Below are 14,888 nucleotides of genomic sequence, written 5' to 3' on the forward strand. Positions count from 1 at the left end.
AAAAATTAGCTTAGTATATCTTTTACTATATGTCCGTGTACATCTGTCAATCTGAATCTTCTTCCTTGATGCTTGTAGGTTAATCGTTCATGATCAATCCCGAAAAGATGAAGTAATGTAGCTTGGAAGTCGTGTGTATGCACAGGATCTTTAATTACATTATAACTAAAATCATCTGTCTCTCCATAGGTAATTCCAGGTTTTACACCTGCTCCCGCCATAAACATGGTAAAGGCTTTAGGATGATGATCACGCCCATAATCTGTAGCCGTAAGTTTTCCTTGCGAGTATACTGTACGGCCAAATTCTCCTCCCCAAATCAATAATGTATCTTCGAACATGCCTCGTTGTTTTAAATCCTTAATCAAAGCAGCATTTGCTTGATCTGTTTTTCGGGCATTTCCTAAAACTCCTTTTGGACATCCGATATGCTGATCCCAACCTTGATGATATAACTGCACAAATTTGACTCCTTTTTCTAGCAATTTTCTTCCTAACAGACAATTTGCAGCATACGTGCCAGGATCGCGACTATCTTTTCCATACATATCAAAAATATACTCCGGTTCATCACTCATATCAGTTACTTCAGGTATCGATGTTTGCATACGGAAAGCCATCTCGTATTGAGACATTCGGGCATTAATTTCGGGATCTCCGTAGAAACTATGTTGTACATCATTCAATTTTCCTAGATAATCTAACATATTTCTCCTATTATGACCATCATAGTTTTCAGGATCTGTGAGATACAATACGGGATCTTTTCCGCTTCTAAATTGTACTCCCTGATGTTCTGTAGGTAGAAAACCATTTCCCCAAAGTCGAGCATATAAAGGTTGCCCTCCACCGTTTTTAGAAATTAAGGTGATAAATGTGGGTAAGTTTTCATTATCAGAACCCAAACCATAACTAATCCAAGAACCTATAGAAGGTCTTCCTGGTTGCTGACTACCTGTCTGAAAAAAGGTGATTGCAGGATCATGATTAATCGCATCAGTTTGCATCGATTTTATAAAACAGATATCATCTACGACTTCTGATAAATAAGGCATAGCACTACTCACCCAAGCTCTGGATTCTCCGTATTGTTTAAAGTCGATAATAGATGGAGCAATAGGTAATGACGTTTGATCAGCACTCATACCTGTAAGACGTTGTCCTTTTCTTACGGAATCTGGTAATTCCTGACCAAATAAATCTTTTAGCTTCGGTTTATAATCGAAAAGTTCAATTTGAGAAGGACCGCCACTCTGAAACAAATAGATAGCTCTCTTTGCTTTCGGAACATGATGTGGTAATCCTAAATCATTTCTGCTAAACATTCCTAAATCAGGCTGTACATTATTTTTAACAGCACTCCAAGCTTTTTCTGTATTTAGAAGAGAACCTAAAGCCAAAGCACCAAAACCTAAAGACGTTTTGGTTAGAAAAGCTCTCCTATCCATCATTTTTTCTACTTGTTGTAGGTCTTTATTATCAGACCGTAAGGTATCGTGGTGATTGCACATAGACGTATTATCTTTTAGTTATGGTGGCATCAGAATTCATAATGGTGCTGGCAACTATCGCATTTGCTGCGATCATCGATAGGTTATCATCTGGATCAAAAGCAAAATCTCCTGATGCCAACCAGCCTTTTGCTTTTGAAATATTACTATTAAACCTATCATATTCTTCCTGTTGAAGAGCAACTAATAACTGTAACTCCTTTTGAGATATCTGCCTCCCCGTTAATCGGATATAGATATCTTTAATACCTTCTTCTACAGAAGCAAAAGCTATCATATTTTTACCCATTACTTTAGAAGCTTCAATGTATGTAGGATCATTTAGCAACACTAAAGCTTGCAAAGGAGTATTCGTTTCTTGTCTTCGTGTCATACATATTTCTCTAGTCGAAGCATCAAATGTTGCAATGGTAGGATTGGGAGCTGTTCTTTTCCAGATAGTGTATAAACTTCTTCTGTATAACTTATCTCCAGCATCTCTTTTGTAGGGTAAGTGTGTCATCTTCCAAAGTCCTTTTGGTTGATATGGTTTTACACTTTCGCCTCCTATTTTAGTGTTTAACAATCCACTTGCTACTAATGCATTGTCACGAAGCATTTCCCCAGACAACCGTTTAGATGGTCCTCGAGCCAATAATAAATTATCAGGGTCTATCTCTCTTAATTCCTCAGAAACATTAGAATCTTGCTGATAGGTTTGAGACATCACAATCTGTTTATTTAATGCTTTTAGATCCCATCCAGACTCTATAAAATTAGTTGCTAACCAATCCAGTAACTCAGGATGCGTTGGTAAGCTTCCTTGATTACCAAAATCTTCAGAGGTTTCTACGATTCCTTTTCCGAAGAAATTCTGCCAATACCTATTTACAGCTACTCTTGCCGTTAATGGATGTTTAGGATCTGTTAGCCACTTAGCTAATCCTAATCTGTTTTTTGGTAAATCTTCTGACATTGCTGGTAAACTGCTTGGCGTATTTGAGAAAACTTCTTCTCCATGAGCATCATATTGTCCTCTTTCTAATAAATATGTTTTCCTGAGTCCTGGAGAATCTTTCATTACCATTATCTCCTTAATGTTATCTGCGCTATCTGCTTGGATCGTTCGAACTTCTTGAAGCGACGAAATGGCTTCTCGCGTTGGAATGGATTTCGCTGACAAATAGTAGTCGGTAAGCAGTTTTTTATCGGTATCTGAGAGTTCTTTGGACGTTTTTGAAATCAAAGGTTTCAAAAGCTTAGTATCAGAAAGTTTTAAGACTTCCAAAGGAGTTAGCTCCTTGCTAAATACTTTTAAGTCATCTACAATTGCTCCTGCAATCCCTTTACCACGCCATCTTGCCCCGATTTGTAAACCAGGTTCTATGGGTTCTGGATAAATATAATCCTCTAAATCATGAAATATAATATCTTTATATAGGTTGTCAATTACTACATTAGTTTGCATATGCTCTCCATTCACGTACAACTTTAATCCACTAGCTTTGCTAGATCCATCATAAGTCATTGTTAGTTGAACCCATTCTTCTCTCGGCACTTCTTTAATCGTGGTCTCTACGATCGCATTATCTGGCCAAACGTGCGCTAGCAGTAACTCAAAAGTGTTGTCTTCTGTAATCGACAGATGATATCCACGATAACTATGTAATCTTGTCCCTTGTGCTTTATGAAAAATTACTCCTTCTTTGAGATCCTTCGGAATAAAAACACGTATTCCAATACTGAAATTCTCACTTCTCTGGAACACTCCCACTTTATCTAAATCTAACCACGCATCACCATCAAACTGAAGTCCCTTTCCTTTGTATCCTTCTTTGAGAATAATTTTTTGATTTCCAGCAAACTGGGTTTTCATTTCCCCTTTATCTAAATAATTTAAATTGTTTCGCAAAGAAGAATTCTCGAAGTCATAATATGCTACCAAATGTTTAGAATCTGTAAATGAATCTCTTCGATATTTTTCTTTAGCAATCCACTGATTTACTTTTTCCTTTTCACTTTCCGTGACACGTTCTATTTTACGCTGAGAATTATTTACAAGATCATCAATGTAGGCCATCATTTGTTCTTCTTCTTTGGTCGGAAGTAACATCGTAGGAACAGGCATTGACCAGTCCCACGGAATTTGACCAGATTCATTTACCTGATTAAAAAAACTGAATAATTCAAAATAATTTTTTTGGGAAATCGGATCATATTTATGATCATGACATTTAGCACAGGCAACGGTTAATCCCATGATACCTTGTCCTACCACATTGGTTCTATCAGAAACATACTCTACTCTAAATTCTTCATCGATAATACCACCTTCTAAATTCTGGGGGTGTAGTCTGTTAAATCCAGTGGCCAAGATTTGGTCTTTAGTAGGGTTTTCTAATAAATCACCGGCTAACTGCCAAGTTATGAATTGATCATAAGGCATGTTTTCATTAAAAGAGTTAATTACCCAATCTCTCCAAGGGCTCATATCACGATAGCGATCTACAAAATATCCGTGCGTATCTGCATATCTTGCGACATCCAACCAATCGATTGCCATCTTTTCTCCATAATGTTTTGAAGCCAAAAGTCTATCAACCTGCTTTTCATAGGCATTGGAGCTTGCATCATTCAAAAAATCAAGCAATTCCTCCTTGGTTGGTGGCAAACCAGTAAGATCAAGGGAGACTCTTCTTAATAACAACTCTTTACTAGCTTTTTTTGATAGATTTAAATTGTTTTCAGATAGTTTTTTGATTACAAAATTGTCAATCGGATTTTTTTCTAAAGTTCTATTTTCTATACGTGGTATCTCTGGTTTGCTTGGAGTAATAAAAGCCCAATGATCTTTATATTCTGCGCCTTCTTCTATCCATCTAATCAAAATTGCTTTTTCTTCAGAAGAGAGTTTTAGATAGGATTCTGGAGTGGGCATCACCAGTTTAGGATCTTCGGACAAAATTCTATGAAAAACTTCCGATTTTTTTAAATTTCCCGGATCTATAGCAAATTTACCAGGTGATTCTGGTAATTCCAGAAAAGCAGTTTCCTCGGAATGTAATTGTAAACCCGCAGAGATCTTTGCTTTATCAGGACCATGACATGCAAAACATTTATCAGATAGAATTGGTTTTACATGCGTATTATAATCTATAGTTTTAGGAAGTTTCTCATATGCATCAGCTACTTTCTCTGGTAATGAAGGCTTACAACCTATACAGATATTCAAAAGAAACAGTATTGTCAAAAAATAACCTTTTTTCATTTTTTATTAATTATTCCACAACATTATTGGACCAAAACTACTATATCATCAATTTTAAGTTGACTACATCGACTGAACAAAAACTATACAATCACTGTTTTAAAACTAAACCGATATGAATAAATCAGTAAAAATCTCATCAATTTGTAAGAAAAATCGAATAAGACAAGATGTTTTTAGTATCTAGTTTTTGATCAGAATTTTTTAGCTAGAAGTATTGAAAAACAAAACAAAAGGCCTTTACTACTAAGAAGAAATTGTAAATAATTTTTTAGTAGTGATTCTTCACATTTTCTTCTTGTTTAGTTTTTGTCCAGTCTATTTTTTTTAACAAACTAGAGAACTTTGTAATTTTCAATTTCTAATAAATAACACAACCACAACTTTTATATTCATATTTCCAATCATGAAAAAAGCTTGCTATTTCCTTATCTTATCTACTTTACTTCTAGGATGTTCCAATAAAAAATCACAAAAAGAAACAGCATCTGACCCTACATATATAGAATCACCTTTTACAGGTATTGATACTATTGCCACAAATGATTGGTGGAATAGAAAGTCGAACACCATCATTGATGTAAAAGTTCCAAGAGGAGAAGTTATTGCATTTGGAATTTATACAGTTAGTAATGAAACTCTTAAATTAACAGCACAACTATTCCCGCTGTATCCAGATGAAACTAGAGAAGTTCGGTTAGAAATCAAAGAAAATGGAACATGGAGAGAAGTCCAGAAAAAAATGGTGAACGAACTTGGTTGGTCAGCTACTTTTAGAATCAATAATTGGAACTATAAAGAAAATATATCTTATCGAATTTTACATAGCACTGAAGCTAGGTATGAAGGTGTTATTAGAAGAGATCCTACAGATAAAGACGAAATTACTTTGGCTGCTCTTTCTTGTAATAGCAACAAAGATAGAGGTGATAGAGATAATTATATACGAAACATAAATTTTCAGGATCCTGATTTAGTCTTTTTTGCTGGGGATCAATCATACGATCATCAGGAGCATACTGCTGCTTGGTTGAAATTTGGATTGCAGTTTAGAGAGGTTTTTAGAACTAGACCTTGTATCACCATACCAGATGATCATGATATAGGACAAGGAAATTTATGGGGCGAATATGGTAAGAAAGCTTCTACTATGGCGGGAGATGATGGTGGTTATTTTTACCATCCTGAATATGTAAAAATGGTTGAAAGATGTCAAACCTCACATCTTCCAGATCAGTACGATCCAACACCAATACAGCAAGATATTGGCGTTTATTATACCAATTTGATTTGGGGAGGTGTTGATTTCGCCATTATTGAGGATAGAAAGTTTAAATCAGGCCCAAAGGGTAAGATTCCTCAAATTGGCCCAAGACCTGATCATATTAGAGATCCTAATTATGACCCTAATACCGTGGATCTAGATGGATTAGAATTATTAGGAAATCGGCAAATTGAATTCTTAAAATCTTGGGGTAGCGATCAACAAACAACCGATTTTAAAGTAGTTTTATCACAAACTGGATTTTGTGGAGGAGCACATTTACATGGTTCCATGGATAATAGATTACATGCTGATATGGACTCTAACGGATGGCCACAAAAGGGAAGGAACAGAGCTTTAAAAGCTATAAAAAATGCCAATGCAATACACATTGCCGGCGATCAACACTTAGCAACCGTAATACAACATGGAATTGAGTCATATGATGATGGTCCTTGGGCTTTTGTTGTTCCTGCAATTGTAAACAACTTTTATAGCCGATGGTGGTGGCCAGAAGATGCAGAACCTGCTACATCTTCTGATAAGCTTCCTTGGATAGGCAAATATCTTGATGGCTTTCATAACAAGATTACAATGCACGCTTATGCCAATCCTGATAGCCCTTCGAATGGAGCTGGTTATGGTATGATTAGATTTCGAAAAAAAGAAAAAACTGTCACCTTTGAGTGTTGGCCAAGGTTTGAAGATGTTCGAAAAAAAGAGGCTAAACAATTTATTGGCTGGCCAATAACCATAGAAATGGAATAGATTGAGAGCTACTTAAATTTTGTAGAACCTCTTTCTATTAGATAAGTTTCCAGTACTGTAGTTTCATAGGTAATAGCTTCCTTTTGGTTGTCTTCTAACCTACTAATTATATTATTAGCAGCTACTTTTCCAAGTTCTACAGCTCTTTGATCTATAGTTGTCAATGGAGGATTACTATTACCCGCAAGAATCCCGTCAGTAAAGCCAATAACAGAAACATCTTCGGGAACTCTATGACCCGCACCAATTAACAAATTCATTGTATAAATTCCAGAGAGTTCATCAGCCGCAACAACACCATCTACTTTATTATCCTTTAAAAACGCTGTAAAGCTATCTGTAAACTTTTGGTAATCTTCAATTACCAAAACCTTAGGCTTCCCTTTTCTTTTTAATATGTCCTTTAATGCTTTTTCATATCCACTTACCCTATCTAATCCTACACTTGTATGATGAATTGGCGTTACAAAAACAACATTTTTACAACCAGATTTGATTAGCTTTTCTGTAGCGGTATAAGAAGATTGAAAATCGTTAATAACAACTTTATCACAATAGACTTTATCAGTCACCCTATCAAACATGGATATAGGTAATCCTTTATCTATAGCTCCTTGTAAATGCTTATAATTCTCTTTTACGAAAGTCTCTTTAGATATCGATATGATAAATCCATCAACACTTCCATTTGCTAGCATTTCTATACTTTTTACTTCTTTTTCAAAAGATTCATCCGAGATACAAGTAATAATATTATATCCTTTTTCTGTTGCCTCTTTTTCAATACCAGATAAAACTTTAGCGAAAAAATGAGCCAAAATATTAGGAATGATCACTCCTATGGCCCTTGTTTTTCTCTCCTTTAGGTTTTTGGCAGTTATGTTTGGTTTATAGTTGTAAAATTCTGCCAGCTTTTTGATTTTATTTTTGGTCTTTATACTAATCTCAGGGTTATCAGCTAATGCTTTTGACACGGTAGAAACCGAAAAATTAGATAGCTCTGCAAGTTTTTTTAATGTCATCATTTGATTACTCATATCTCACTTTTTATCCACCGCTTAAAGAAAATTATCCTGTAGTATAATGTACTGTTGATAAGGATTTTAAAGTTTTTGCTGCTTGTTCTGCCGTAATATCACGCTGTGGATCTGCAAACATCTCATAACCTACCATAAACTTTTTTACGGTTGCTGACCTTAATAATGGAGGATAAAAAGACATATGAAAATGCCATTCTTTATGAGGGTCTCCATCTGTTGGAGCTTGATGAATCCCTGCAGAATACGGAAAACTACAATTGAATAAATTATCATATCTAATCGTTAAATCCTTTATGATTTGCGCAAACGAAGCTATCTCCTCTTCATTTAGCTCTTTAATACTTCGTTTATGTTCTTTTGGCAATATCATTGTTTCATAAGGCCAAATTGCCCAATATGGCACCAGAGAAACGAAGTGATCATTTTCTAAAATTATTCTTTCTCTTGTCTCCAATTCCTGTTTTAAGTAGGCCTGTAATAAACTTTGATTCGTATCAAGCCAATATTTCTTCATTTGCGCTGTTTTCTTAGAAACTTCCAGCGGGATAGACTCCTGAGCCCATATTTGACCATGAGGATGAGGATTACTGCACCCCATGACATCTCCTTTATTTTCAAATATCTGAATATGATTGATATATGACACCTCACTTAATTCCTCATATTCCCTTTTCCATAGTTTAACAACATTTTGAATCTCTTCTACCTTCATTATAGGCAATGTCAAAGAATGATCAGGAGAAAAGCAAACTACTTTACAAACCCCTCTTTCAGATACTCCTTTCAACAATCCTTCGGAAAAAACCTCTTTTGGAGTTTCAGACAACAAGGCAGAAAAGTCATTTACAAAACTATAAGGTCCTTCATATTGGGGATTTGAAGCTCCACTTGCTCTAGTATTTCCTGGACACAGATAGCAATTCGGATCATAAGAAGGTCTCTGGGCTATAGATTGTTTTTCTTCTTTTCCTTGCCATGGCCGTTTAGTACGATGAGGAGATACTAAAACCCATTCTCCTGTTAGTATGTTATATCTTCTATGGGGATTTTCGTTAATCATGTGATATCTTTTTTAGCTTACTATGATACTTTAGACTTTGTAAATTCGATACTTGTTCCATTGCTTGGCATTACCTGAAAAGCATCTAAATCGATATTAAATCGTTCTTTATATGCTATACTCACTTCTTCTGTATACGCATCGATGTAATCTTTATGTACAATATTTACCGTACATCCTCCAAAACCTCCACCCATCATTCTGGATCCAATTACATATTCCTTTTCTTTGGAGAAATCCACTAAAAAATCTAATTCATCACAACTAACTTCGTACTTATGTCGAATTCCATCGTGACATTGATATAAAAGGTCTCCAAATTCATTTAACTCGTTATTTTTTAGAAACTCCGCAGCTGCTAAAACTCTTTTATTTTCTTGGATAATATATTGACATCTTCGAAAAACAGTTTGACTTACTTCATCTTTTACCTCTTCTAACATATCTAAATTAACGTCTCTAAGAGACGAGATATTTGGATATCTTTTCTTGATAAAAGCTACCCCTTCCTCACATTGCTGTCTTCTAACGTTATACTCACTAGTAGCCAGGTTATGTTCTACATTGGTATTTAGAATTAGTATTTTAAAATCCACCAAATCAATTGGAATTAAGCTATGTTCGAGAGATTTACAATCAAGAAAAAGAATTTTGTTTGTTTCACTAAAAACGGAAGCATACTGATCCATTATACCACATTTAGTACCAACATATTCATGTTCAGCATCTCTACTTAGTACAGTGATATCTTTTTTAGAAAGCCCTAATTCAAACAATGAATTTACACCGTATGCAAGACCACACTCTAGAGCAGCAGATGAACTTAATCCAGAACCAATTGCTAACTCGCTAGAAAAGAAACAATCAAAACCTCGAATCTTATCTGATCTTTTAGATAGCTGATGTAGTACACCTAAAATATAATTTTCCCAATTTTCTGTGCTAGGTGAAATATTATTTAGATCTACTCTTAAGGATTTATCATAATTTCTACTATAGAAATTACAAGTATCCGCTGTTCCATTTTTTTTAAACTCAAAACGTATTTTTTTATCAATAGCAGTAGGAAGTACAAAACCATTATTATAATCCGTATGACCACCCATAAAATTTATTCTCCCTGGAGAAGATACTATGAGCTCTGGGATAAATGTATTTTCTTTGTTCATTATTAAAACCTTTATTTATAACAAAAATAATAAATGTAATTATTACATTTATTATTTTTTAAAGAATATTTTATGGAGTTTGCCAAAAATCAGCAAAATAGTTGGTATGAAAATAAAGAGCAGGTATTGGTTGCTGTAGACTGTATCATCTTTGGATTTGACAATGAAACTTTAAAACTTCTTGTTTTTAAGCGAGAAATACAACCTCTAAAAGGTTCGTGGTCTTTGATTGGAAGTTTTATCAGACAAAATGAAAATGCTAATCAAGCTGGTTTAAGAATCTTAAAAGATATTACAGGTCTGGAAAACATTTTTATGGAAGAGCTAAAGACCTACTCAGCAGTTGATAGAGATCCCGGAGCACGCTGTATTTCTATTGGCCAATATGCTCTAATCCGAATCGATGAGAATAATAAAGAACTAGTGAATAAACATGGTGCATTTTGGTTTTCACTAGATGAGTTACCAGAATTAGTATTAGACCATAATCAAATGGTAAAAGATGCACTGGATAGACTACGTGAAAAGGCTAGGTTTTCTCCAATTGGATTTGAGTTACTTCCGAAATATTTTACTTTACCACAAATTCAAACCTTATACGAACAAATCTTTCAAAAAAGATTAGATTCTCGAAACTTTAGGAAAAAGTTACTATCTCTAAATTTTTTGAAAAAAACTGAAATTAAAGATAAATCGAGCTCCAAAAAAGGGGCTTACTTATATGAGTTTGATTATGAAAAGGAAACAGATCAAAGCTTTATATTTAAAGGATAGTATAAGATTTCTTAAATAGAATTTTCGATATTCATTTTTCAAAATTAAGAACTTACTTCTCAATAGTTTTCAGCAAGTTTGAAAAGAAAAGCTTAGTTTATAACTAAAAGTAACGAGTCTTACCAAGCTTTTATCTTTTCTCACTTACTTCAAACAAAAATCTAATCTAAATCAATTAACTTCTTTAGGTTCATATATACGTATCCAGTCTACCTTAAAGGTATGATTATCTTCATTTTGAATCTCAGAGTTCGACGGAGTTCGCCCATTACAAGCGTTCCAATTTTGATCCTCGACATTAATGATAATATCCATTTCTTTATCTAAATTCATTCCGTTATTAAGATAATTAAGTGGATCAATAACACTGGTAGAAGAGTTGCTTTGGGCTTGTTCTAAGCTACTCGCTTGATTAACTGCTTGGAATCCATTGGCCGCAGTTGGCAAGGAACCATTACTAACAGGTTGTGGATAGGTATACAACCAATTACCATTAACATCTCTACTTGCAAACGCATTATCCGAAAGTATTCTTACTTTTTCACCATCAATGTAATATTCTAAATGTTTTGGATCTCTCCAATACACTCCAATTCGAACCCATTGACCACCCCATTGATTGACTCCATTTTTTCTCCACCAACTTCCTGCGTCTCTTGGTTGGTAATCCTGAAAAGGGTTTCTAATAAAAGTATGATGACTAAGGTGTATACGCTCTGCTAACCATAAATTCCTATCATCTTCTCCAGTTCCACCATAGGCCTCTATAATATCTATTTCCTGAGTATCATCAGGGCTTAATAGCCAGACATCAGAGGCCGTAACTGCATCCGCAACTCTTACTCTTGCTTCTACATATACAGGATACTTTACTCTTGTCGTCGAAGTAATACAACCTGCTCTAGTAGTAGGTAAAGTCCAAGTTTCTGCCACACCATCTACATCACAATCTACATCAAAAGATTTAGTCTCTCCCGGGACTCTGGTAGCCTTGATTTGAAGATCTCCATCTCCAACAGAAACATTTTCTCTAACCCACTTAGTAGGACCTGGTCCTTCCCAGTTATTATGATAAAAATTAGTCCATTTTCCTCCAAATGTCGCTGCACTTGGCGTAGCAGTAAAATTGTAATTAAAATCATCCGAAGCTTCCTGATTTAATTTCCAAAACTTGCCCTCTCCTGCTTCTGCAGGAATATCTATTCCTTCCCAATCAAATCCTTGATCATCCGGATCTGTGACAACCACATCGGGATCAGGATCAGTAATGGTTACAGGATTTGCGATATCATCTCCATTAGAACAGGATTTTAATGATATAAATACGCTAAAAAGTAATAAGAATGATATTTCCATTTTTATAATATTACGCTTTTAGTTCTATAAAATTTACAGGGTTTTAAAAGCTTTTTTAAATATTTTAAATGTTCTCTACGGCTTACTTATCTTCTAATTTCCAAGTTCTCACCCAATCAACTCGCATAGTGTTAATGGTATCATCTCCTAAATCGGACTTTGGCGGAAGTCCTCCTAACCAATCCGCCTCATTAGTCCATAAATCAAAAATTATCTCTAAATCTCTGGTAAAAACACGACTCGGAAAATTGTCTCCCGTTTCATGGTTGCCAACTACTACACTTCCTGCAGGTTCTCCATCTAGATAGAACTGAATATTTTTATTATCCTTCCACCATACTCCTACGATATGATATTCCTCATTCCATCTAATACCTTTTAGAGGATTGGTATCTGACAAATTATTATTACTATAATTCCCTTTATTTCTTATAGTAACTGGTGTCAAATTTGAATCGGCATGAAAATATTGAGAGTTCATAGTTGTTGGAAAGTCTGGTTGACAATTACAAGAAGGTTTAGAATTGTTTTCTATAATGTCAATTTCATCTCTATCAGAAATATCTCCGTTGTTTAACCAATAGGTATTATACGCAGATATATGAGCTGTTTTTATACGAGCTTCTGTATACATAGGATAGCTTGTTTTCTCTCTGGAATGGATTCTTGCTGTTTGAAACCACCTTTGTTCTGGGTTAGATTCATTAAGAGTAGCCTTTATCCATAAATTACCGTTAGCAACACCAGAATTTTCATTGGAATTAGACATAAAAACAGGTACTCCATAGTTCCAAGTAGATTTAAACCACTTATTAGCATCCCAGACATCAAATTCATCTGACATTGCTTCCATTTTCACCCACTTTTTGTCAAGAGGTGTGGTATCATCTATAGAAACAAAAGATGGTAGATCAGGATTTATGTTATTAAAATCATCTGCTGTAGGCACAAATGGATTTACAGTTATGTTTACGCTTGCTGTTGCTTCATCTCCATCTGCATCTGTTATGATATATGTAAATCGGTCTGTTCCATCATAATTGTAATTAGGAATATATTCGAATACACCATCACTAATTTCAGTAAGTGTACCATTCGAAGGTTCGGTGGATATACTATAATCATCTCCATCTCCACCATTTTCTCCAATAATATCGTTTGCAGAAACATTGATTCTATTTGCCTCACCAGAACTACTATCTTCTTCAACTGTTAAAGTATCATTTACAGCTACTGGTTCGCTATCCATAGAATTCGTATCTGGTTTTGACTCTTCATTGGAACAATTAGACATTACCATTGCGAAAGCAACTATTGGTACAATTCTTAAGTCTATTTGTGAATACCATTTTTTTAACATTTTCTTTTTCTTTTTAATTAATTCAACTTTTTTATCCAGGCTTGACTTCATATCATAAACTTCTAATGTGATAGGATCTAATGACACAAGTCACCCATAATTAAATGTTTAGACATAATTTTATGACCCCAAATAATTCGTTTAGGAGTATTGTATAAATAAGTATGATTAGGCATTAAAAAACGCCCAATCATACGAAACAATAAAAAACTAATAACTCTAAACTAGATTTTTACAAATTTTCCAGTTCCTTTTTCAGTTTGTATAAAATAGGTGCCTGCAGTTAATTCCTCGACATTTAATGATGATGCTCCTTTTACAGATTTTACAGTCCTTCCTGTAAAATCAATAATAGTATATTGATCGGAAATCGATTCATCATTAAAGTACAAAACATCTTTTACTGGGTTTGGATAAAAACCACTTATACTTTTTTCATTGTCAAAGGAGCCTATGGATAATGTTGAATCCACAATAATGTCAGTATTATCATTTCTAAAACCACCATCATTATTATACGACATAAATATTATCAGTCGATAACTATGTCCTGCTGGAAGAGCTGTTGAATTAGGAGCGGAAGCATCAATAGTATAGTTAAATGTCACATTGTCTTGAGCATTGGGCTGTTGACCTCCACTTTCATCAACAGGAAATATTACATTATAGTTGTTTACAGTACCACCAGAAGCATTGAGCTCTCTTAACATAACGCTCACATAGAAAAAGTCTTCTGAGCCAGCATCATAGGAAATATCCATATTAATAGTTTCACCAGGAGCAACTGCACTAATTGGATTGTTCCATGTAATACTTTGGGAAAACCCTAAAGAAATAACAAATAAAAAAGAAATTAACGTAAATTTTTTCATAATATAAATTTTTAGAAAATAAACTTACGATTTAATAAAAAGATATTCTTTATACGCAACTAGATTAAAACTGAACCAAACTACATCGTTTTGGAAAATTATGATAAAATAATATCTTCTGAATTTTATCTAATAGGAGGGTCACAATTTTTTTAGGTAATTCTAAAAAAAATAACCTTTTGTATAGAAACAAACCAAAAAGCGATGCTTTTTTTAAATAATTTGTTATCTTATTGTTTCTAATATGTTAAAAATTAAAAAACCTCGAAATCCAATGATCATTGGGCTTTTGAATTTGTTTTTCTTATCAAAAAGAAGAATTAGCATTAATAATCACATGTCTTTATTAAATTGTAAATTGTTAATACTATCTCCACACCCTCTAAGTAAATATTTAACACTTTTTTTTACAAAAACACACTTGTCTATTTTTTGTCTAGTTTCTTTTTTTTTAATAAAACTTTAAG

Annotated in this window: 10 protein-coding genes; 2 read left to right on the plus strand and 8 right to left on the minus strand. The window is 34.1% G+C overall.

Features of this window, described 5'->3' with window-relative positions; translation table 11 throughout:
- Positions 1-5: 5 nt before the first annotated feature.
- Both ACWNT5_RS04490 and ACWNT5_RS04495 read right to left on the minus strand, forming a co-directional pair.
- A complete protein-coding gene (locus ACWNT5_RS04490; protein ID WP_299605341.1) occupies positions 6-1,511 on the minus strand; it encodes a DUF1501 domain-containing protein in 1,506 nt (501 codons plus the stop codon).
- A 7-nt stretch (positions 1,512-1,518) separates the two neighbouring features.
- On the minus strand, positions 1,519-4,722 hold the full coding sequence (locus ACWNT5_RS04495; protein ID WP_456516741.1) for a DUF1553 domain-containing protein: 3,204 nt from the start codon (positions 4,720-4,722) through the stop codon (positions 1,519-1,521).
- Between the two features lie 442 nt (positions 4,723-5,164).
- Between ACWNT5_RS04495 and ACWNT5_RS04500 the strand changes: the two genes are divergently transcribed.
- On the plus strand, positions 5,165-6,790 hold the full coding sequence (locus tag ACWNT5_RS04500; protein ID WP_456516742.1) for an alkaline phosphatase D family protein: 1,626 nt from the start codon (positions 5,165-5,167) through the stop codon (positions 6,788-6,790).
- A gap of 8 nt (positions 6,791-6,798) precedes the next feature.
- On the opposite strand, the gene ACWNT5_RS04505 is transcribed toward ACWNT5_RS04500, so the two are convergent.
- The 3 genes from ACWNT5_RS04505 to galK are packed head-to-tail and all read right to left on the minus strand — an operon-like array spanning position 6,799 to position 10,059.
- Positions 6,799-7,827, minus strand: a complete 1,029-nt coding sequence (locus ACWNT5_RS04505; protein WP_456516743.1) for a LacI family DNA-binding transcriptional regulator — start codon at positions 7,825-7,827, stop codon at positions 6,799-6,801.
- Positions 7,828-7,858: 31 nt separating this feature from the next.
- Positions 7,859-8,890: a UDP-glucose--hexose-1-phosphate uridylyltransferase gene (locus ACWNT5_RS04510; RefSeq protein WP_456516744.1), complete on the minus strand. Its 1,032-nt coding sequence runs from the start codon at positions 8,888-8,890 to the stop codon at positions 7,859-7,861.
- Between the two features lie 20 nt (positions 8,891-8,910).
- A complete protein-coding gene (gene galK / locus ACWNT5_RS04515) occupies positions 8,911-10,059 on the minus strand; it encodes a galactokinase (protein WP_456516745.1) in 1,149 nt (382 codons plus the stop codon).
- Positions 10,060-10,131: 72 nt separating this feature from the next.
- On the opposite strand from galK, the gene ACWNT5_RS04520 reads away from it, so the two are divergent.
- Positions 10,132-10,833: an NUDIX hydrolase gene (locus ACWNT5_RS04520; protein ID WP_299898040.1), complete on the plus strand. Its 702-nt coding sequence runs from the start codon at positions 10,132-10,134 to the stop codon at positions 10,831-10,833.
- A 171-nt stretch (positions 10,834-11,004) separates the two neighbouring features.
- Here the strand turns inward: ACWNT5_RS04520 and ACWNT5_RS04525 are convergent, their stop codons facing one another.
- The 3 genes from ACWNT5_RS04525 to ACWNT5_RS04535 all read right to left on the minus strand — a co-directional run bounded on the left by ACWNT5_RS04525 (position 11,005) and on the right by ACWNT5_RS04535 (position 14,421).
- Positions 11,005-12,189 carry a beta-agarase gene (locus ACWNT5_RS04525; protein WP_456516746.1) on the minus strand — a complete coding sequence of 395 codons (1,185 nt, stop codon included), beginning with the start codon at positions 12,187-12,189 and terminating at the stop codon, positions 11,005-11,007.
- 82 nt (positions 12,190-12,271) lie between these two features.
- Entirely contained in the window at positions 12,272-13,600 is a 1,329-nt protein-coding gene (locus ACWNT5_RS04530; RefSeq protein ID WP_456516747.1) for an Ig-like domain-containing protein, read from the minus strand.
- 173 nt (positions 13,601-13,773) lie between these two features.
- Positions 13,774-14,421 carry a T9SS type A sorting domain-containing protein gene (locus tag ACWNT5_RS04535; protein ID WP_456516748.1) on the minus strand — a complete coding sequence of 216 codons (648 nt, stop codon included), beginning with the start codon at positions 14,419-14,421 and terminating at the stop codon, positions 13,774-13,776.
- Between the last annotated feature and the right edge of the window lie 467 nt (positions 14,422-14,888).

This window comes from Aquimarina sp. 433 (assembly GCF_054054605.1).